Annotated in this window: 18 protein-coding genes; 4 read left to right on the top strand and 14 right to left on the bottom strand. The window is 64.3% G+C overall.

From position 1 onward, the window contains the following. Positions 1-20: 20 nt before the first annotated feature. Complete coding sequence (locus CXP40_RS13425) at positions 21-428, bottom strand: SMI1/KNR4 family protein (protein WP_037005543.1); 408 nt, start codon at positions 426-428, stop codon at positions 21-23. A gap of 104 nt (positions 429-532) precedes the next feature. On the opposite strand from CXP40_RS13425, the gene CXP40_RS13430 reads away from it, so the two are divergent. Continuing rightward, complete coding sequence (locus CXP40_RS13430; protein ID WP_106734144.1) at positions 533-1003, top strand: GNAT family N-acetyltransferase; 471 nt, start codon at positions 533-535, stop codon at positions 1001-1003. Between the two features lie 91 nt (positions 1004-1094). Here the strand turns inward: CXP40_RS13430 and CXP40_RS13435 are convergent, their stop codons facing one another. The 5 genes from CXP40_RS13435 to uvrD all read right to left on the bottom strand — a co-directional run bounded on the left by CXP40_RS13435 (position 1095) and on the right by uvrD (position 7287). Then, the gene (locus CXP40_RS13435; RefSeq protein WP_106734145.1) at positions 1095-1949 is read right to left on the bottom strand and encodes a Tim44 domain-containing protein; all 855 of its coding nucleotides are present in this window, start codon (positions 1947-1949) and stop codon (positions 1095-1097) included. A 145-nt stretch (positions 1950-2094) separates the two neighbouring features. Further along, positions 2095-2676, bottom strand: a complete 582-nt coding sequence (locus CXP40_RS13440) for a TetR/AcrR family transcriptional regulator (protein ID WP_106734146.1) — start codon at positions 2674-2676, stop codon at positions 2095-2097. Between the two features lie 177 nt (positions 2677-2853). Next, positions 2854-3936 (bottom strand): TRAP transporter substrate-binding protein, encoded by a 1083-nt coding sequence (locus tag CXP40_RS13445; RefSeq protein ID WP_106734147.1) that lies wholly within the window; start codon positions 3934-3936, stop codon positions 2854-2856. Between the two features lie 49 nt (positions 3937-3985). Beyond that, on the bottom strand, positions 3986-5080 hold the full coding sequence (locus CXP40_RS13450) for a TRAP transporter substrate-binding protein (protein WP_106734148.1): 1095 nt from the start codon (positions 5078-5080) through the stop codon (positions 3986-3988). Between the two features lie 23 nt (positions 5081-5103). Continuing rightward, the gene (uvrD, locus tag CXP40_RS13455) at positions 5104-7287 is read right to left on the bottom strand and encodes a DNA helicase II (protein ID WP_106734149.1); all 2184 of its coding nucleotides are present in this window, start codon (positions 7285-7287) and stop codon (positions 5104-5106) included. Between the two features lie 289 nt (positions 7288-7576). Here uvrD and CXP40_RS13460 point away from each other — a divergent pair, with 289 nt between their 5' ends. Further along, complete coding sequence (locus tag CXP40_RS13460) at positions 7577-10459, top strand: GGDEF and EAL domain-containing protein (RefSeq protein WP_106734150.1); 2883 nt, start codon at positions 7577-7579, stop codon at positions 10457-10459. Between the two features lie 33 nt (positions 10460-10492). Here CXP40_RS13460 and CXP40_RS13465 read toward each other — a convergent pair whose 3' ends face one another. Next, the gene (locus CXP40_RS13465) at positions 10493-10918 is read right to left on the bottom strand and encodes a VOC family protein (RefSeq protein ID WP_084341967.1); all 426 of its coding nucleotides are present in this window, start codon (positions 10916-10918) and stop codon (positions 10493-10495) included. Positions 10919-11061: 143 nt separating this feature from the next. Between CXP40_RS13465 and CXP40_RS13470 the strand changes: the two genes are divergently transcribed. Further along, positions 11062-11916: a LysR substrate-binding domain-containing protein gene (locus CXP40_RS13470; protein WP_106734151.1), complete on the top strand. Its 855-nt coding sequence runs from the start codon at positions 11062-11064 to the stop codon at positions 11914-11916. Positions 11917-12035: 119 nt separating this feature from the next. On the opposite strand, the gene CXP40_RS13475 is transcribed toward CXP40_RS13470, so the two are convergent. The 7 genes from CXP40_RS13475 to CXP40_RS13505 form a co-directional block, all read right to left on the bottom strand. Further along, a complete protein-coding gene (locus CXP40_RS13475) occupies positions 12036-12806 on the bottom strand; it encodes a MetQ/NlpA family ABC transporter substrate-binding protein (RefSeq protein WP_003464754.1) in 771 nt (256 codons plus the stop codon). Positions 12807-12870: 64 nt separating this feature from the next. Then, the gene (locus CXP40_RS13480; RefSeq protein ID WP_003464751.1) at positions 12871-13539 is read right to left on the bottom strand and encodes a methionine ABC transporter permease; all 669 of its coding nucleotides are present in this window, start codon (positions 13537-13539) and stop codon (positions 12871-12873) included. Continuing rightward, a complete protein-coding gene (locus CXP40_RS13485) occupies positions 13539-14546 on the bottom strand; it encodes a methionine ABC transporter ATP-binding protein (protein WP_003464748.1) in 1008 nt (335 codons plus the stop codon). The genes CXP40_RS13480 and CXP40_RS13485 overlap by 1 nt, the downstream gene beginning before the upstream one ends. 186 nt (positions 14547-14732) lie before the next feature. Further along, positions 14733-15578 (bottom strand): PA5502 family lipoprotein, encoded by an 846-nt coding sequence (locus tag CXP40_RS13490; RefSeq protein WP_106734152.1) that lies wholly within the window; start codon positions 15576-15578, stop codon positions 14733-14735. An 89-nt stretch (positions 15579-15667) separates the two neighbouring features. After that, entirely contained in the window at positions 15668-16456 is a 789-nt protein-coding gene (gene znuB / locus CXP40_RS13495) for a zinc ABC transporter permease subunit ZnuB (protein ID WP_003464741.1), read from the bottom strand. Continuing rightward, positions 16456-17244, bottom strand: a complete 789-nt coding sequence (gene znuC / locus CXP40_RS13500; protein ID WP_013717871.1) for a zinc ABC transporter ATP-binding protein ZnuC — start codon at positions 17242-17244, stop codon at positions 16456-16458. The genes znuB and znuC overlap by 1 nt, the downstream gene beginning before the upstream one ends. Continuing rightward, positions 17241-17726: a Fur family transcriptional regulator gene (locus CXP40_RS13505; RefSeq protein WP_106734153.1), complete on the bottom strand. Its 486-nt coding sequence runs from the start codon at positions 17724-17726 to the stop codon at positions 17241-17243. Before CXP40_RS13505 ends, znuC begins: the two co-directional genes overlap by 4 nt. A gap of 65 nt (positions 17727-17791) precedes the next feature. Between CXP40_RS13505 and znuA the strand changes: the two genes are divergently transcribed. Further along, positions 17792-18730 (top strand): zinc ABC transporter substrate-binding protein ZnuA, encoded by a 939-nt coding sequence (znuA, locus tag CXP40_RS13510; protein WP_106734154.1) that lies wholly within the window; start codon positions 17792-17794, stop codon positions 18728-18730. The last annotated feature ends 59 nt before the right edge of the window (positions 18731-18789 follow it).

The following is an 18789-nucleotide window of genomic DNA, read 5'->3' on the forward strand; positions in this document are numbered from 1 at the left end:
ACCCTAGTGCGAAAGCGTGATCAGCTTTCCAGCCAGACGTCACGGCACCAGTGCCAGACCGAGTCCCAGCTTTCGTCGGTCAGCTCGCCTTCGTCGCCATCCCACAGCCAGACCTGGCCTTCCACGTCCACCGCGTAGTAGTCGCGGCCGTCCTGGCACAGTGGCACCAGATCGCGCGGCAGGCCGAGATCCCAGGCCACCGAGGCGACTTCCGGTAGGTAGGTGTGCGATTGCGGATCACTGGCGGTCACCGGCTCCAGGCGGCCGTAGACCACATCACTGACCTTGAGCAGGTATTCGCGCAGCTCGAAGGGCAAGTGGATGAGGATCTGCTCTTGAATCTCCACCAGGGTCTCTTCTTCCGGCAGCTCCAGCGGTACCGGTACCGGCTCGTTGAGTTCGCGCAGCTGTTCGATGACTTCTTCCACGGCGTCGGCTCCTCATCTTGGGGGATCGGCTTTATACAGTAGCTGGCCGGCAGAATGAAAACATGTCGTCGTCACTGCATACTGGCGCTTTTGCGGAGCCTTTCATGTCATCTCTTACCTGGCACTGCCTGCACCACAGCGAACTCGATGCTGCGACCCTCTATGAACTGCTGGCACTGCGCACCCAGGTGTTCGTGGTCGAGCAGAACTGCCCCTATCTGGAAACCGATGGCCAGGACCTGGTCGGTGACACCTGCCACCTGCTGGCGCGTGATGAATCTGGGCTGGTGGGCTATCTGCGCTTGCTCGATCCGCAACGCATGGACGGCGAGGTGGTAATCGGTCGGGTGGTGATCGCCGAGCGGGCGCGCGGCAGCGGGCTGGGCCATCGGCTGATGGAGCGGGCGCTGGTCGAGTGTAGTCAGCGTTGGTCGGGGGTGCCGGTTTATCTATCGGCGCAGGCGCACCTGCAGGGCTACTACGGGCGTTATGGCTTCGAGGCGGTGACCGAGGTGTATCTGGAGGACGACATCCCGCATATCGGCATGCGCCGGGCTGCTAAGGATCTGTCGTGAGGGGCTGTAGGAGCGGCTTCAGCCGCGATAACCGGCAAATGCCGCAATAAAAAAACCCGGGCAAGCCCGGGTTTGTTCTGCGTCGTCGCGATCAGTTCTGGCGAATGCCAGCGATCAGCCAGGGCTGGTTGTCGCCCTGGGCGCGCTCCAGGCGCCAGCTTTCGCTGAACGGCTCGCCCTGCTCGAAGCGCGAGGTCTTCGACACACCGCTGAAGGTCAGGGTAGCGATGGTCTTCTCGGCGTTGTCGTCGACACCATCGAGTTGCACGTCGAGGTTGTCGACGTAGGTGGACTGGAAGCCGTCACCCAGCTCGGCGCGCTCGCGCTTGAGGAAGTCCAGCAGTTGCGGCGTGACGAACTCGGCGATCTTGTCCATCTCGTCGGCGTCCCAGTGCTGCTGCAGGTTCATGAAGTGCTCGCGACCGGCGGCGATGAAGCTCTGCTCATTGAACCAGGCCGGGGCGTTAATCACCGGAGCGGCCGAGGCCAGACGACCACCGAAGATATTGCTGCCAGCGGCCGGCGCGTTGTCGGCATTTGGCATTTCACGCTGGTACGGCGCACCGGCAGCGGCCATTTGCGGCTGTCGACGAGCGCGACGGGCAGCGAGGAAGCGGAACAGCAGGAAAGCGATTAGGCCGAAGATCAGCATGTCCATGATCTGCAGGCCTTCGAAACCATCACCCATGAACATCGAGGCCAGCAGGCCACCGGCGGCCAGACCGGCCAGCGGGCCGAGCCAGCGCGAAGCACCGCTGGCGGCAGCGGCAGGCTGTTGACGACCGGGTGCCTGGGCAGCCGATTGCGCCGGCGGCGTGGCCTGGCGGGTCTGATGGCTGGGTGCGGAGCCGAAGGATTTGCCACCGCCAAAACGCTTGGCGTGGGCTTCGAAACTGAAGGTCAGTGCCAGGCACAGAACCATGGCGATACTGAGGAAACGCTGCATCACGGTTTTCTCTCTTATGGAAAAGCTTGGCCGGCATCTTGCCCGTCATAGGGGGGGCATGACCAGTGACAGAATGTTTCCGGCTTTTGCCTGCACTGGATGGCGCCGTGCCTGCCCGGCTTGGTACCGAAGCGCCTGGCGCACCCTACGGGCGTTGCAGCAGCAGAGGCAGCGGGCCGCAGCGTAGTTGAGCACGCAGAAAGGCGCGGAAGGTTGCTGCGTCTTCTTCGGGATGACGCAGCCAATGCACGAAGCTGCGCAGATAGGCGCTGGTGAGCAGGGTTTCTTCGGCGATACGGCGCAGGTGCAGGCTTTGCCGTCCGGCTGCTTCGCGCCACCACTGCACGGTGCGGCTTACGCGCATCAGGCCGAGCACCTGCAGGTGGATATGCCCGGGCTCGAGCTTGTACAGCAGCATCTGCCCAGTGACGGCCCGATGTGCGGCGAGGCTGTCGAGCCAGGCCAGCAGGCAATTTTCCAGGCGCTGTTCGGCGTTCAGCCCCTGCAGAGCGGGATTTTTTGCGTGACCAAGCATGGCCAGGTCGGCGCGGTCGAACCAAGCCTCCACCAGGTCATCCTTGTCGCGGTAATGGCGGGCGATATCGTCCAGGCCTATATCGAGCGCGGCGGCGACGTCGAACAGGTGCAGGCGCTCCCAGCCGCAGACGTCGGCCAGTTGCAGGGCGGTATCAAGAATGTGGGCGGGGTCGGTCGGCTTTTTCTTCATCCCTGAAGTATGGCCGCCGGGGCTGGAGGTGCAGCCTGGAACGACAAACGGAGCCGGATAGGTCAGATGTGGCCGCGCCGAACGGGTAGGAGCGGCGCTCCGCCGCGAACCTGAGGTAATACAGCTTCGCCCCGGGGCGAGGCTCCCACAAGGGCAAGGGCTATAGCGCTGAGCGGCTCAGCGCCAGTCGTACAGCTCCTTTTCCGAGAGTGCATGCATGGGGATAGCCAGCGCCTGGAACGCCTGCATCGAGGCCCAGATGCGGCCATTGAGTTCGCTTTGTGCGGCCAGCTCGCCCAGCACCTGTTCGCTCTCCTTTTGCATCGCCTGCAGCACTTCGTCGGGGAAGCGTTTGAGCAGCGTGCCGCTCTTCTTCAGTTCATCCAGCGCCAGGGCGTTGTGGTAGACGTAGTCGTCCATCATGTCCTGGGTCGCCGCACGCGCCGCTTCGGTGACGATGGCCTGCAGGTCGGCGGGCAGGGCGTCGAAGGCTTTCTGGTTGATCAGCAGTTCGAGCACTGACTGTGGTTCCTGCCAGCCCGGGTAGTAATAGTACTTGGCGGCTTTATGCAGGCCGAAGGCCAGGTCGTTGTAAGGGCTGACCCAGTCGGTGGCGTCGATGGCGCCGCTTTGCAGCGAGGTGAAGATTTCGCCGCCCGGCATCACCACGGTGGTCGCACCCAGGCGGCTCCAGACTTCGCCGCCGAGGCCCGGCATACGGATTTTCAGGCCTTTGATGTCAGCCAGGCTGTTGATTTCCTTGTTGAACCAGCCGCCCATCTGCATGGTGCTATTGCCCGCCGTCAGCGGCTTGAGGCCGAATGGTGCATAGGCTTCGTCCCATAGCGCCTGACCACCTCCCTTGTTCAGCCAGGCGTTCATTTCCAGGGTGGACAGCCCGAAGGGCACCGCACCGAAGAACTGCGCCGCCGGCACCTTGCCCTTCCAGTAGTAGGGCGTACCGTGGCCGAGCTCGGCCGTGCCGCGGGAGACCGCGTCGAATACTTCCAGCGCCGGCACCAGCTCGCCAGCGGCGTAGACCTTGATGGTCAGGCGCCCGGCGCTCATGGCGTTGACGCGCTCGGCCAGGCGTTCGGCAGCGGTGCCGGTGCCGGGCGCGTTTTTCGGCCAGGTGGTGACCATCTTCCAATGGAAGCTTTGCGCGGGAGCGGTGGCCTGGTTGGCCGGCGGGGAGTCTTCCTTGCAGCCGATCAGGCTGAAGGCGAGCAGGGGCAGTAGAAGCAGCGAACGAAGATGCATGGGCGCAATCCCTAAGAAAAACGGGGCTTTTCAGCCCCGTTCGGTTGGCTCAACGCCAGTTGTACAGTTCTTTCTCGGTCAGCTCCTGCATGGCGCTGGCCTCTTCCAGGAAGGCTTTCTGCGAGGCCCAGATGCGGCCGTTGAGATCGTTCTCGGCGGCCAAAGACTCGAGCACCAGATTGGACTGCTCGCGCATGGCTTGCAGCACGTCATCCGGCAGACGCTTGAACTGCACGCCTTCGCTCTTCAGGCTTTGCAGCGCCTTGGCGTTGTTGAACACGTAGTCGTCCATCATGTCCAGGGTCGCGGCACGCGCGGCTTCGACGACGATGGCTTGCAAGTCGGTCGGCAATGCGTCGAAGGCCTTCTGGTTGACCATGGCCTCGACCACCGCCTGCGGCTCCTGCCAGCCCGGGAAGTAGTTGTACTTGGCAGCCTTGTGCAGGCCGAAGGCCAGGTCGTTATAGGGGCCGACCCAGTCGGTGGCATCGATGGCACCGGTCTGCAGGGAGGTGAAAATTTCGCCGCCCGGCAGGTTGACGGTGATCGCACCCAGACGGCTCCAGACTTCGCCGCCGAGGCCCGGCATGCGGATCTTCAGGCCTTTGATGTCGTCCAGGCTGTTGATTTCCTTATTGAACCAGCCGCCCATTTGCATGGTGGTGTTGCCCGCCGACAGCGGCTTCACACCGAACGGTGCGTAGGTTTCATCCCACAGCGCCTGGCCACCGCCGTGGCTGAGCCAGGCGTTCATTTCCAGGGTGGAGAGGCCGAACGGCACGCTGCTGAAGAACTGCGCAGCTGGCACCTTGCCTTTCCAGTAGTACGGGGTGCCGTGGCCCATCTCGGCGGTGCCGCGGGAAACGGCGTCGAACACTTCCAGCGCCGGTACCAGCTCACCAGCGGCGTAGACCTTGACGGTCAGGCGCCCGGCACTCATGGCGTTGATGCGCTCGGCCAGGCGCTCGGCAGAGGTGCCCAGACCAGGGAAGTTCTTCGGCCAGGACGTGACCATTTTCCAGTGGATGATTTCTGCCGGCTTGGCAGCGGCTTGCTCGCTGGCAGCCTTGTCTTCTTTGCAGCCAACCAGGCCGATGGCGGCGATCAGCGCCAGGGCGGTGCCGAACAGATTGCGGCGATTCATCGATTATCTCCAGATACGGTGTACTAGTAGGCTTCAAGCTTGGCGTACGCCAGCATCAGCCATTTACTGCCTTCGTTTTCGAAATTCACTTGAACCCGCGCCTGGGCGCCAGCACCCTCGAAATTGAGGATGGTGCCCTCGCCGAACAGGCTGTGACGTACGCGTTGGCCCAGACTGAAGGGCGTTTGCGGTACGGCACTGCCGGCGAACAGACTGCCGCCACCCATCGAGCTGGTGCTCACCGGGCGGCTGACGCTGTTGCTCAGGCGTACTTCCTGAATCAGCGGTGCGGGGATTTCGCGGACGAAGCGCGACACCTTGTTATAGGTCTCGCTACCGTAGAGACGCCGTGTTTCGGCGTAGCTGATCACCAGCTTCTGCATGGCACGGGTAATGCCGACATAGGCCAGGCGGCGTTCTTCTTCCAATCGGCCCGGTTCTTCCAGGCTCATCTTGTGCGGGAACAGACCCTCTTCCATGCCCACCAGGAACACCAGTGGGAATTCCAGGCCCTTGGCGCTGTGCAGGGTCATCAGTTGAATGCTGTCTTCGTTTTCGGCGGCCTGGGTGTCCCCGGCCTCCAGCGAGGCGTGGGTGAGGAAGGCCTGCAGCGGGGTCAGCTCGTCGTCTTCATCGTTCTCGAAGGTGCGTGCGGCGCTGACCAGTTCCTCCAGGTTTTCCACCCGGGCCTGGCCCTTCTCGCCTTTTTCCGCCTCGTGATAGGCGAGCAGGCCGCTCTTTTCGATGACCACCTGGGTCATCTGGTGCAGCGGCATGGCCAGGACCTGCTCGGCCAGGCTGTCGATCAGTTCGATGAAGCCGGCCAGGGCCCCCGAGGCGCGAGCGGGCAGCGCCTTGACCGTCAGCATCAGGCGGATCGCCTCCCACATGTGCACGTCATGGGCGCGGGCGTACTCGCGGATGGTTTCGATGGTCTTCTCGCCGATGCCGCGCGCCGGCACGTTGATGATGCGCTCCAGCGCCGCATCGTTACCGCGGCCGTCGAGCAGACGCAGATAGGCCATGGCGTTCTTGATTTCGGCACGCTCGAAGAAGCGCTGACCACCGTAGATGCGGTAGGGGATCTTCTCGCGCAGCAGCGCCTCTTCCAGCACCCGCGACTGGGCGTTGGAGCGATAGAGAATGGCGATCTCGCTGCGCTTGAGGCCGTCCTTGCGCAGGGCATCCTCGATGGTCTCGACCACGTAGCGCGCTTCGTCGTGCTCGTTGAAGGCGGCATACAGGGCCAGCGGCTCGCCATCGCCGACGTCGGTGCGCAACTCCTTGCCGAGGCGGCCCTGGTTGTTGGCGATCAGCGCGTTGGCGGCATTGAGGATATTGGCGGTGGAGCGGTAGTTCTGCTCCAGGCGGATGATCTCGGCATCGGCGAAATCGCTGTCGAACTGCTGGATGTTCTCGATCTTCGCGCCGCGCCAGCCGTAGATCGACTGATCGTCGTCGCCCACGACCATCAGGCTTTCGCCGCCCTTAGCCAAAAAGCGCAGCCAGGCGTACTGCACGGCGTTGGTGTCCTGGAACTCGTCGACCAGGATATGGCGGAAGCGGCGCTGGTAGTGCTCCAGCAGGCCGGCGTTGTCGCGCCAGAGGTCGAGGGCACGCAACAGCAGTTCGGCGAAGTCGATGACACCGGTGCGTGCGCAGGCCGCCTCGTAGGCTTCATAGATGCTGCGCATGGTGGCCAGGAACAGGTCGCCGCTGGCCTGGATACCTTGCGGGCGGATGCCCTCGTCCTTTTGCCCGTTGATGAACCACTGCGCCTGCTTGGCCGGCCAGCGTTGTTCGTCGAGGCCCAGTTCACGGATCACCCGCTTGATCAGGCGCTGCTGATCGTCGGAGTCGAGAATCTGGAAGTTCTCGGCTAGCTTTGCCTCCTGCCAGTGTGCACGCAGCAGGCGGTGAGCCAGACCGTGGAAGGTACCGACCCACATGCCCGCAGGGGCGTGGCCGAGCACGTCTTCGATGCGGTGACGCATCTCGGCAGCCGCCTTGTTGGTGAAGGTCACCGACAGAATGCTGTGCGGCGACACGTCCAGGCGCTGGATCAGGAAGGCGATGCGATGCACCAGCACGCGGGTCTTGCCCGAGCCGGCGCCGGCCAGCACCAGCTGATGACCAGGCGGTGTGGTAACCGCGTGGTGCTGGGCGGGATTGAGGGTAGTGAGTCTGTGATCGAGGTCATTTTGCATCGCGGCATTCTAGGGGGCCGGACAGGTGAGGGCAAACCGTTGGCCGAGCGTGGAGAAACGCGTCCGATGCAACCGACGACTGGCAGGTCAGGGCGCAGATGCGCCTGGTCAGGCGGCCAAAGGCCATCATGCTCTGCCGGTGCCCGCCAAAAGTTGGGCGTCAAGCTGTGAAAGGGGCCACATCATTGTTGGGCAGAGCGTCTGTCTCGGGTATTCTCCCGCGACGTCAGGGCTGAGGCAGCTGAAAAACACCGCAGCCCCTCAGGCAACCATTACAAGAAAATCGCCCATGACCGCCACGACTAGCGCCGAAGTTCAAGAGGTGACGCTGGACCCGCATCAGGCTGAACGTCAGTTCGCCACGGATATTGCCGTCGAGCGCACCCGCTTGCTGTTTCTGGGCTCGCGCCTGCCCACTCTGCTCATGCTCCTGGTTGGCCTGGCCTGCAGCCTATTGCTGTGGAATCAGCAGAGCGCCCTCATGCTCGCAGCATGGTTGGGCTGGGTGGTGTTGCTGGTGCTGCTGCGTCTGACCCAGGTGAATGCCTTCAACGCGGCGCTGCCGAGCCGCCAGGCCGAACCCTACTGGCGCCGCATCTTCCTCTTCGGCGCCGGTGCATCCGGGTTGACCCTCGCCTTCGCCGTGATCGTGCTGGTGCCCGCCGATGTCTTCTACCAGCAGGCGCTGGTCTATGGTCTGATCGCTGCGGCGATTCTTTCAGCCAGCGTGGCCTATGCCGTCAGCCTGTCGGCCTTTCTCAGCTTCGCCTTGCCCTGCCTGCTGCCTTCGGTGACCTATCTGTTGCTGGCCGACAACAGCCTGCAACGCGGTTGGGGGCTGCTTGGGCTGATCCTGTTTCTTGCCTTGCTGATCGTGGCCTGGCAGGTCAATCGCCTGGTACAGCGCAGCCTGCTGCAACGGTTCCATAACCTGGCGCTGATCAGCAACCTGGAGCGCGCTAAGCAGCGCGCCGAAGGGCTCAACGAAGAGCTGGCGCGCGAGGTTGAGCAACGCCGTCGCGCCGAACGTGAGCTGCGTGGTGCCCATGGTGCGCTGGAAATGCGCGTGGCCGAGCGTACCCTGGAGCTGGACGAGGCGACTCATGCCCTGGGCACGAGCCAGGAGCGCCTAGCCCTGGCGCTGGAGGCCAGTGAGCTGGGGCTGTGGGACTGGGATCTGGAAAGCGATCAGGTGCACCATTCGCACCTGCGCGAGCTGTTCGGTCTGGAGCCGGAGCAGGTGCAGGTGATGCTGCGCGACCTGACCCCGCGCCTGCATCCGGATGATCTGCCAGGGTTGCGCCGGGCGTTGGTCCGGCACCTCAAGGGGCGCAGCGAGGATTATCAGATCGAGTACCGCGTGCGCCATGTCGACGGCCACTGGGTCTGGGTCGAGGACCGTGGCCGTGCGGTCGAGCGCGACGCCGCCGGCCGTGTACGGCGCATGCTCGGCACGCGGCGCGATGTCAGTGCGCGGCGTCAGCAGGAGCAGCAACAGCGTCTGGCGGCGACCGTGTTCGAAGCGGCCAGCGAAGGCATCTTCATCCTCGACCCCGACTACTGTGTGCTGGCGGTCAACCGCGCGTTCAGCGCGGTGACCGGATACAGCCGTGAGGAAGTGGTCGGGCGCACGGTGACCAGCCTGATCGGCAGCCGCGAGATGCGCCGGCAATACCAGATGATCCGCCAGGAACTGGACAGCACTGGCACCTGGCAGGGCGAGCTGATCGAGACGCGCAAGAGCGGCGAGCTTTACCCGCAATGGCTGCAGCTCAACCTGATACGCGACGCCAGCGGCCGGCCCAGCCAAATCGTCGGCTTCTTTGCCGACCTCAGTGCGCGACGCGAGGCCGAGGAGCGCCTGCGCTACCTGTCGCACTACGATGATCTGACCGGCCTGGCCAACCGCAGTCTGTTCAAGGAGCGTCTGCACGATGCCAGCCAGCGCGCCCGCCAGAGCGGCCGCAGCATTGCCCTGGTGCACATCGACCTGGACCGTTTCAAGCTGCTCAACGACAGCCTCGGCCATGAAGTGGCGGACCAGTTGCTGCGCCAGATGAGTCGTCGCCTGACCCAGACCGTACCCGAGGCCGACTGCATCGCGCGGCTCTCAGGCGACGAGTTCGCCATCATCCTCGACGCCTACGGCAGCCTCTCCAGCCTGGCACGGGTGGCCAGTCGGTTACTGGCCAAGTTGCGTGTGCCAATGACCGTTGGTGGCCACGAACTGGTGATCAGCGCCTCGCTGGGCATCAGCCTGATGCCGGACTACGCGCGCGAGATCAGCGCGCTGATCAGTCAGGCCAACATGGCCGTGCAGCATGCCAAGCATCTGGGCGGTAACACCTTCCAGTTTTTCACCGACAACCTGCAGGCCTGCACCCTGGAGCGCCTGCAACTGGAGAACCAGCTGCGCAAGGCCATCGACGAAGGCCAGCTGGAGGTGTTCTACCAGCCCAAACTGAACCTCGCCGACGACCAGCTCAATGCTGCCGAGGCGCTGGTGCGCTGGCGCCATCCGCAACAGGGCATGGTGCCGCCGAGCGAGTTCATCGGTCTGGCCGAGGAAACCGGGCTGATCGCACCGATTGGCGAGTTCGTGCTGCGTCAGGCCTGCCAGCAGGCGTGTGAATGGCAGCGCCAGGGGCTGGCGAAAATCCGTGTGTCGGTGAACATCTCGGTGCATCAGCTGCGCCAGGGCAACCTCACCAGCCTGGTGCGCCAGGTGCTCGAAGAGACCGGCCTGGCGCCGCAGTATCTGGAACTGGAGCTGACCGAAAGCCAACTGCTGGATAACGTCGACAGCGTCATCGTCACCTTCCGCCAGCTGCGCGAACTGGGGGTCAAGCTGGCCATCGACGACTTTGGCACCGGCTACTCCTCGCTCAGCTACCTCAAGCGCTTCCCGGTGCATTACGTGAAGATCGACCAGACCTTCATCCGCGACCTGTCACCCGGTGGCGAGGATGCCGCAATCACCCGCGCGATCATCGCCATGGCTCACAGCCTGGAGCTGAAAGTGGTGGCCGAGGGCGTGGAAACCCAGGCACAGATGGACTTTCTCAAGAGCCAGAACTGCGATGAGATCCAGGGCTTTCTGATCAGCCGCCCGGTGGAGGCAAGCGCCTTCGCCGAGCTGCTGCGTGCGCAGATCGATAATCCACTGGATTGAGCGGCATTTGCTCGCTACCCAGGCAGCCTGCGTTCACTTGGCGAATAGCTGGCCGATGTCCTTGAACGCCTTGAACTCCAGCGCGTTGCCGCAGGGGTCGAGGAGGAACATGGTGGCCTGCTCGCCGACCTGGCCCTTGAAGCGTACATAGGGCTCGATGACGAACTTCGTCTCGCGGCTGCGCAGGCGTTCGGCCAACGCTTCCCAGTCGGCCCAGCCGAGCACCACGCCGAAGTGCGGCACCGGCACGTCGTGGCCGTCCACGGGGTTGCTGGCGGCCGACTCCTGGTAGGCCATCTTCGGCGCTTCATGGATCACCAACTGGTGGCCGAAGAAATCGAAGTCCACCCAGTGGTCGCTGCTGCGACCCTCGGCACAGCCGAATACCTCGCCGTAGAAATGCCGGGCTGCTGCCAGGTCATGAACGGGAATTGCCAGGTGGAAGGGCGCAAGGGACATCACGGAATACCTCTGGTTATTGTGTGTAGGGCGGGTGCAACCCGCCATCGGTGTTCATTGCACCAGCCTATCAACAGCAAAATTGTTCTAAAGCGAATATCCTTGCGAGCAAGCTCAAATATTTTTGATCAATCGAGGCCTCGATGCTGCGCGAACTGAAAACCTTCGTCACCGTCGCTCGCTTGGGCACCTTCGCCGCTGCCGGCCAGCAGGTGGGGTTGACCCAGTCGGCGGTCAGCGCGCAGATGCGCGTATTGGAGCAACACCTGGGTGTACGCCTGTTCGACCGCAGTGGCCGCGCCGCTGTGCTCAACGCCGCAGGTCGCCACGCCCTGCCGCTGGCCGAGCAGATGCTCGCGCTGTATGCGCAGATGGCGCTGCCACAGGCTGCCGATCAATGGCAGGGCGAATTGCGCGTCGGTGCCATCGCTACCTTGCAGACTGGTCTGCTGGCCGAGGCTTTACCGCGTTTTCGCCAGCTGGCACCGCTCGTCGAGCTGAAGCTGGTGCCGGGCGTTTCCCTACAGCTGTTCAGCCAATTGGATGCCGGTGAGCTGGACCTGGCCCTGTTGATCAAGCCGCCGTTCGCCTTGCCCAAGGAAATCCTGGAAGTGCCGCTGGCACAGGAGCCTTTCGTGCTTATTGCGCCGCTGGACGTGCCGGGCGACGACCCGCTGCGGCTGCTCGCGGAGCAGCCCTTCGTGCGCTACGACCGCGCCTCGTTCGGCGGTCGTCAGGTCAGCCGTTTCCTGCGCGAGCAGCGCCTGAACGTACGTGAGGCGCTGGAGCTGGATGAGCTGGATGCCATCGTGCGCCTGGTGGAAAACGGTATGGGCGTGGCCCTGGTACCGCGTGCGGGCCTGTGGCTGCAACGGCCGACGCGGCTGCGGGTGATCGAGCTGGGCGCGCTGACCTTCCATCGCGAGCTGGTCGCCCTGGTGCGCCGTGCGCAGCGCCAGCCGGCGCTGGATTGTCTGCTGGAGTGCCTGCGGCGCTGATCCGTATTGTTGGCAGTGCGTACGGCGCACCCTACGGATCGCTGAGATTCCACGCATAAAAATACCGCGCAGCTTTGCAGCGGCGCGGCATTGTTTACAGCAAGAGCGGTCGGCGGCGATCAGAACGCCGGGACGACGGCGCCCAGGTACTTCTCTTCGATGAACTGCTTCACTTCGGCGCTGTGCAGGGCCTTGACCAGCTTCTGTACGGCCTCGCTGTCCTTGTTGTCAGCGCGGGTCACCAGGATGTTCACGTACGGCGAGTCGCTGCCTTCGATGGCCAGGGCGTCCTTGGTCGGGTTCAGCTTGGCTTCCAGGGCGTAGTTGGTGTTGATCAGGGCGAGGTCGACCTGGCTCAGTACGCGCGGCAGGGTGGCCGCTTCCAGTTCACGCACCTTGATCGCTTTCGGGTTCTCGACGATGTCCTTCGGCGTGGCGAGGATGCCGGCTTCCGGCTTGAGTTTGATCACGCCGGCCTTCTGCAGCAGCAGCAGGGCACGGCCGCCGTTGGTGGCGTCGTTGGGGATGGCCACGGTGGCGCCTTGTGGCAGCTCGCTCAGATCCTTGATCTTGCTGGAGTAGGCGCCGAAGGGCTCGACGTGCACGCCGGCAACGCTGACCAGCTCGGTCTTGCGGCTGGCGTTGAACTCGTCCAGGTACGGCTGGTGCTGGAAGAAGTTGGCGTCGAGGTTCTTTTGCTGTACCTGCAGGTTGGGCTGTACGTAGTCGGTGAACACACGCACCTTCAGCTCCACGCCTTCTTTGGCCAGGGCTGGTTTGACGAACTCGAGGATCTCCGCGTGCGGCACCGGGGTGGCAGCGACGTTGAGGGTTTCGGCCTGGGCCGAGAAGGCCGCGCAGGCGGCGATGGCAGTCAGCAGCTTCTTCATTTCAAGGTTCCTTTTGGGAAGGTTGGTGCGGGTCTCGCAGGTAGCGAGTCGCCGCTTGTCGTGATTACTTGCGAGAAAAATGGATGACCAGTCGATCCCCGACCATCTGCAGCACCTGCACCAGAATCAGCAGCAGGATCACGGTCACGGCCATCACGTCCGGTTGGTAGCGCTGGTAGCCGTAGCGCACGGCCAGGTCGCCGAGGCCGCCGCCGCCGATCAGGCCACTCATGGCGGTGTAAGACACCAGGGTAATCGCGGTGACGGTGGTGGCCGCGAGCAGGCCGGGCAGCGCCTCGGGCAGCAGCGCGCGGGTGATGATCTGCCAGGTAGTGGCGCCCATCGCCTGGGTCGCTTCGATGATGCCGCGCTCGACTTCACGCAGGGCGGTTTCCACCAGCCGTGCGAAGAACGGCGTGGCGCCTACCACCAATGGCGGGATGGCGCCGGCCACGCCCAGCGAGGTGCCGACCAGCAGCTCGGTGAAGGGAATCATCAGGATCAGCAGGATCACGAAAGGCACCGAGCGCAGGATGTTCACCACCAGCGACAGCGCGCCGTACAAGGCCTTCTGCTCGAACAGCTGGCGCGGGCCGGTGAGAAACAGCAGCACGCCGAGCGGCAGGCCGAGCAGCACGGTGAACAGCATCGAGCCGAGCAGCATGTTCAGGGTGTCGAGACTGGCCTGCCAGATTTCCGGCCAGAACACGTTGGGCAGCAGTTGTTCGAGCATCAGCGCAGTACCTCCAGATGCACGTCGGCGGCTGCGAAGCGCGCCAGCGCGGCGTCGATGTCACCACCGGTCAGGGCCAGGGTGAGCTGGCCATAGGGGGTGTCCTTGATGCGGTCGATGCGCCCGGCGAGGATGCTGTAGTCCACCCCGGTTTCGCGGGCCACAGTGCCCAGCAGCGGTGCGTAGGTGGCTTCGCCCTGGAAGGTCAGGCGCAGGATGCGGCCTTCGACATGGGCAAAGTCATCGCGCTGTTCGGCTTCGTCGACGTGCTCGGACTCCTGCACGAAACGCTTCGTGGTCGGGTGCTGCGGGTGCAGGAACACCTCGGCCACCGGGCCTTCCTCGACGATGATGCCGGCGTCCATCACCGCCACCCGGTCGCAGACGCGGCGGATCACGTCCATCTCGTGGGTGATCAGCACGATGGTCAGGCCCAGTTCGCGGTTGATCTCGGCCAGCAGCTGCAGCACGGCGGTGGTGGTCTGTGGGTCGAGGGCGCTGGTGGCCTCATCGCACAGCAGGATCTTCGGTCGCGTGCTCAGCGCACGGGCGATGCCGACACGCTGTTTCTGCCCGCCGGAGAGCTGCGCGGGGTATTTGTTGGCATGATCCTGCAGGCCGACGCGCGCCAGCAGCTCGGCGACGCGGGCGTCGATTTCGGCACGGCTCAGTTCGCCGGCCAGGCGCAGCGGCATGGCGATGTTGTCAGCAACGGTCTTCGACGACAGCAGGTTGAAGTGCTGGAAGATCATCCCGACCTGCTGGCGGAAGCGGCGCAGACCATTGGCATCGAGGGCAGTGACGTCGACGCCGTCGATCTCGATGCGCCCGCCGGAGGGTTCCTCCAGGCGGTTGATCAGGCGCAGCAGGGTGCTCTTGCCGGCGCCGGAATGGCCGATGATGCCGAACACCTGGCCGCTGCCGACCTGCAGCGTGGTGGGCTGCAGCGCCGGAATCTCACGGCCTGCGACGCGGTAGGCCTTGTGGACGGATTGAAACTGGATCACGCGAACGACCTTTTGGGTGTGTTCAGTCGCCGGCTCCAGAGTGTTGTCGAGCCGGCGCATCGAGCGCCGGGTAGGGCGCAAAAGTGCGCTAGTTTACCCGGCAGTGTTTAGGCCGAGAAAATCTTTGTAGGCCTATGTTTATTACAAAATGGTATTACCGATCAGCGATAGTGCGCGCGCCCGTTCTCAGTTGCGTTGTGGGCTCAACAGCAGGCGCGGTACCTGTTGTGGCGCGATCTTCTGGCTCAACTGCGGACGGAAGCTCGGGTCGAGCTTCTTGATCCGCGCCGAGAGCAGCGCCGCGACCCAGGGGTAATCCTTGGCCTCGCGCACTTCGATGCGCACCGCACAGCGAAAGGTCACGACATCGGCGGCTACGCCGTCGAGCAGGCGGCGCAGGTTTTCGTTGTCCTGGCTGTCCAGCATAGGCAAGGCCACGCTGCTGGTGGCGGCGCTTGGGTCGATCAGGCGTGCTTTGGGTGTGCTCTCGACCGTGGGCGTCGGCTGGCTCGCAGCTACCTGAGCCGTTGCTACCTTGGCGGCAGCTTGGCGCTCACTGGCCAGGCGCTGCTGACGCAGTTGTTCCTGACGTTCAGCATCGAGCTTGGCGGCGGCATCACGTGCTTGTTGCTCGGCGGCCGTCTGGCGTGCCGTGCGTGCGCTGTCGATGGCCTGGTTGAGGTCGCGACTCAGGGCCGGCGCCTGTGGCATCAGGCTGCGGGCCTGGCCCAAGGCCTGCGCGGCGCGATCCAGATCGCCCTGCTGCAGTGCTTCGCGGCCCTGTTCCATGTAGGCCTCGGCCAGCTGGCGCTGGTACTGCTCCAGACGCGTGTCGCGGCTGGCGCGTTGCTGCAGGGTGTTGAGTTGGCTGCGCGCATCATCGAGACGCTCTTCGGCCAGGCTCAGGTCGAGCTGGCGGAAGGCGATGACCAGATCATCGACCGGCGGGAGGCTGTGCTGCTGGCTGCTCTGGCAACCGGCCAGAAGTAGAACCAGAAAAAGCGGAAGACCACGAAAAGCGAACGACTTCATAACTACGCGTCTCGAATTGTGCAAAAAACGCGCAATCATACAGGTTCGTACCGCTGATTTCATCTTGATCGGCTACGCAGAGCGCGCCATCAGCTGTTGCGCTTGGGCAGCGCAAAGCTGGCCAGGAACAACGCAGCAGCGCTGACCACGATGGACGGCCCGGCTGGTGTGTCCTGATACCAAGACAGCGCCAGGCCGCAACACACCGCCAGCAGGCCGAGTAAGCTGGCGCCGACGGCCATCTGTTCCGGCGTGCGTGCGTGGCGCTGGGCTGCGGCGGCGGGGATGATCAGCAGGGAGGTGATCAGCAGCACGCCGACGATCTTCATCGCCACGGCGATCACCACGGCGATCAGCAGCATCAGCGCCAGGCGTATCGCGGCCACCGGCAGGCCTTCGACCCGCGCCAGTTCCTCGTGCACGGTGATCGCCAGCAACGGCCGCCACAACCAGGCCAGCAGCGCCAGCACCAGCGCACTGCCGCCGATGATCCAGGCCAGGTCGGTGGGGCTGACGGCGAGCAGGTCGCCGAACAGGTAGCTCATCAGGTCGATGCGCACGTCATGCATGAAGCTCAGCGCCACCAGGCCCAGTGACAGGGTGCTGTGGGCGAGGATACCCAGCAGGGTGTCGGAGGCCAGTGGCTGGCGCTGCTGCAGGGTCACCAGCAGCACGGCGAGCAGCACGCAGCCGACGGTCACGGTGAGGGTCGGGCTGACGTCGAGCAGCAGGCCCAGCGCCACGCCGAGCAGGGCGGCATGGGACAGCGTGTCGCCAAAATAGGCCATGCGCCGCCAGACCACGAAGGAGCCGAGCGGGCCGGCTACCAAGGCCAGCGCCAGGCCGGCGAGCAGGGCATTGAGGAGAAAGTCAGGCATCAGTGTTTACAGTTCGGGCCGTGGACGTGGGCCGGGCCGTGAATGGTCAGGCCGGGCTTGACCACGCCGCCATGCAGGTCGTGATCGTGGTCATGATGGTGGTGGTAGACGGCCAGGCTCTTGGCGTCCTGGCCGAACAGTTCGATAAAGGCTGGGTCGCCGCTGACCTGCTCCGGGTGGCCGGAGCAGCAGACATGGCGGTTGAGGCAAACCACCTGATCGGTGGCGCTCATCACCAGATGCAGGTCGTGCGAGACCATCAGCACGCCGCAGCCGTGACGCTCGCGCAGACGCGAGATCAGCCGGTACAGCTCGGCCTGCCCGGCGACGTCGACGCCCTGCACCGGCTCGTCGAGCACCAGCAGTTGTGGCTCGCGCAGCAGGGCGCGGGCTAGCAGCACGCGCTGCATCTCGCCACCGGAAATGCTCTGTAGCGGGCTGTCGATCACCTGCTCGGCGCCGACTTCAGCCAGTGCTGCCAGCGCGCGCTGGCGATCCACACCCGGCACCAGGCGCAAAAAGCGCAGCACCGACAGCGGCAGGGTGGCGTCGACATGGAGCTTTTGCGGCATGTAGCCAATGCGCAGGCGCGGCGTGCGGCGCACGCTGCCTCGCTCGGGCTGCAGCAGGCCGAGCACCACGCGCACCAGGGTGGTCTTGCCGGCGCCGTTGGGGCCGATCAGGGTGACGATCTCGCCGGGCTGTACGCTAAGCTGCACGTTATCCAGCACCGGCTGGCCGTTGAAGCTGACAGCGACGCCGTCGAGGCGGATCAGCGCGTCGCTCATGCCGTGCCCTTGCAGCCTGCGCACAGGCCGACGACTTCCACGGTCTGACCCTCGACGACGAAACCGACGCCGGCTGCACTGTCGACGATGGCCTGACTGATGGTGGCTTGTTCCAGTTCGGTCGCCGCATGGCACGCTCGGCAGATCAGGAACTGGCCCTGATGCGGGTGCTCGGGATGGCTGCAACCGACGAAGGCGTTAAGTGATGCGATACGGTGTACCAGGCCGTTTTCCAGCAGGAAATCCAGTGCGCGGTACACCGTGGGCGGCGCTGCGCGGCGACCGTCTTCATCGCTCAATACGCCGAGGATGTCATAGGCGCCGAGTGGCTTGTGGCTGGCCCAGACCAGTTCCAGCACGCGCTTGCGCAGAGCAGTCAGGCGCAGGCCCTGGCGCGCGCAGATGGCTTCGGCCTCGGCCAGCGCATGGCTGACGCAGCGGGAGTGATCGTGGGGGCGTGCAGACAGGGGAGTGTCGGTCATGGGCAAGGACGGCGCGAGTGAGAGACGTTATTATATTACCTGTTCAATGCCATTCGAGTATGCCCGTGTTGCGTCTTTTCTGTCTCTTTACCCTGTTTTTCGTCGCCAGCGCTCAGGCCGAGGTGCGTGTGCTGACCAGTATCAAACCGCTGCAACTGATTGCCGCGGCGGTGCAGGACGGCATCGGTGAACCTGAAGTGCTGCTGCCGCCTGGCGCTTCGCCGCACCACTATGCGTTGCGCCCGTCCGACGTACGGCGAGTGCGTGATGCTGACCTGCTGTACTGGATCGGACCGGACATGGAGGCCTTCCTGCCGCGCGTGCTGGGTAGCCGTGACAAGCCTCAGGTGGCCGTGCAGGACCTGCCCGGTATGACCCTGCGTCATTTCGGCGAGAGTCATGAGGAAGACGATCACGACGATCATGATCACGAGCACGCACATGCTGGCGACGACCTGGGCCACGATCACGACCACCGCCCGGGTAGCCTGGATGCTCATTTGTGGTTGGCAGCAGACAACGCCAAGGTCATCGCCGCACGCATGGCGGCAGACCTGGCCAAGCTGGATACCGCCAATGCCGGGCGCTACGCCGCCAACCTGAAAGCCTTCGAAGCTCGTCTGGATGTGCTCGATGGCCGTATTCGCCCGCAACTGGCCGACCTGCAAGGCAAGCCGTATTTCGTTTTCCACGAGGCCTTCGACTATTTCGAGGCCGCCTATGGCCTCAAGCACGCCGGCGTGTTCAGCGTGCTGACCGAAGTACAGCCCGGTGCGCGTCACGTCGCTGCCATGCGCGAGCGCCTGCAGCAGACCGGCCCGAGCTGCGTCTTCAGCGAACCGCCGCTGCGCCCGCGCCTGGCGGAAACCCTCACCGCGGGCCTGCCGGTCAAACTGGCGGAGCTGGATGCCCTGGGCGGCACCTTGCCGGTCAGCGCGAGCGGTTATGAGCAACTGCTGGAAAATCTGGCAAACGGCCTCAGCGAGTGCCTGAATAGCCTGTAGGTGCGCATCGGAGAGTCCAGCGGCCGACCCCGTGTAGGAACGATTTCACTCGCGATTGA

Source organism: Pseudomonas sp. YY-1, assembly GCF_002843095.1.
Taxonomy (GTDB): domain Bacteria; phylum Pseudomonadota; class Gammaproteobacteria; order Pseudomonadales; family Pseudomonadaceae; genus Aquipseudomonas; species Aquipseudomonas sediminis_A.

What these genes read in the sequence shown, in the direction of transcription:
- CXP40_RS13430 (WP_106734144.1), top strand. Translation starts at nt 533, where the DNA reads ATGTCATCTCTTACCTGGCACTGCCTGCACCACAGCGAACTCGATGCT.
- CXP40_RS13435 (WP_106734145.1), bottom strand. Translation starts at nt 1,949, where the DNA reads ATGCAGCGTTTCCTCAGTATCGCCATGGTTCTGTGCCTGGCACTGACC.
- CXP40_RS13440 (WP_106734146.1), bottom strand. Translation starts at nt 2,676, where the DNA reads ATGAAGAAAAAGCCGACCGACCCCGCCCACATTCTTGATACCGCCCTG.
- CXP40_RS13445 (WP_106734147.1), bottom strand. Translation starts at nt 3,936, where the DNA reads ATGCATCTTCGTTCGCTGCTTCTACTGCCCCTGCTCGCCTTCAGCCTG.
- CXP40_RS13450 (WP_106734148.1), bottom strand. Translation starts at nt 5,080, where the DNA reads ATGAATCGCCGCAATCTGTTCGGCACCGCCCTGGCGCTGATCGCCGCC.
- uvrD (WP_106734149.1), bottom strand. Translation starts at nt 7,287, where the DNA reads ATGCAAAATGACCTCGATCACAGACTCACTACCCTCAATCCCGCCCAG.
- CXP40_RS13460 (WP_106734150.1), top strand. Translation starts at nt 7,577, where the DNA reads ATGACCGCCACGACTAGCGCCGAAGTTCAAGAGGTGACGCTGGACCCG.
- CXP40_RS13465 (WP_084341967.1), bottom strand. Translation starts at nt 10,918, where the DNA reads ATGTCCCTTGCGCCCTTCCACCTGGCAATTCCCGTTCATGACCTGGCA.
- CXP40_RS13470 (WP_106734151.1), top strand. Translation starts at nt 11,062, where the DNA reads ATGCTGCGCGAACTGAAAACCTTCGTCACCGTCGCTCGCTTGGGCACC.
- CXP40_RS13475 (WP_003464754.1), bottom strand. Translation starts at nt 12,806, where the DNA reads ATGAAGAAGCTGCTGACTGCCATCGCCGCCTGCGCGGCCTTCTCGGCC.
- CXP40_RS13480 (WP_003464751.1), bottom strand. Translation starts at nt 13,539, where the DNA reads ATGCTCGAACAACTGCTGCCCAACGTGTTCTGGCCGGAAATCTGGCAG.
- CXP40_RS13490 (WP_106734152.1), bottom strand. Translation starts at nt 15,578, where the DNA reads ATGAAGTCGTTCGCTTTTCGTGGTCTTCCGCTTTTTCTGGTTCTACTT.
- znuB (WP_003464741.1), bottom strand. Translation starts at nt 16,456, where the DNA reads ATGCCTGACTTTCTCCTCAATGCCCTGCTCGCCGGCCTGGCGCTGGCC.
- znuC (WP_013717871.1), bottom strand. Translation starts at nt 17,244, where the DNA reads ATGAGCGACGCGCTGATCCGCCTCGACGGCGTCGCTGTCAGCTTCAAC.
- CXP40_RS13505 (WP_106734153.1), bottom strand. Translation starts at nt 17,726, where the DNA reads ATGACCGACACTCCCCTGTCTGCACGCCCCCACGATCACTCCCGCTGC.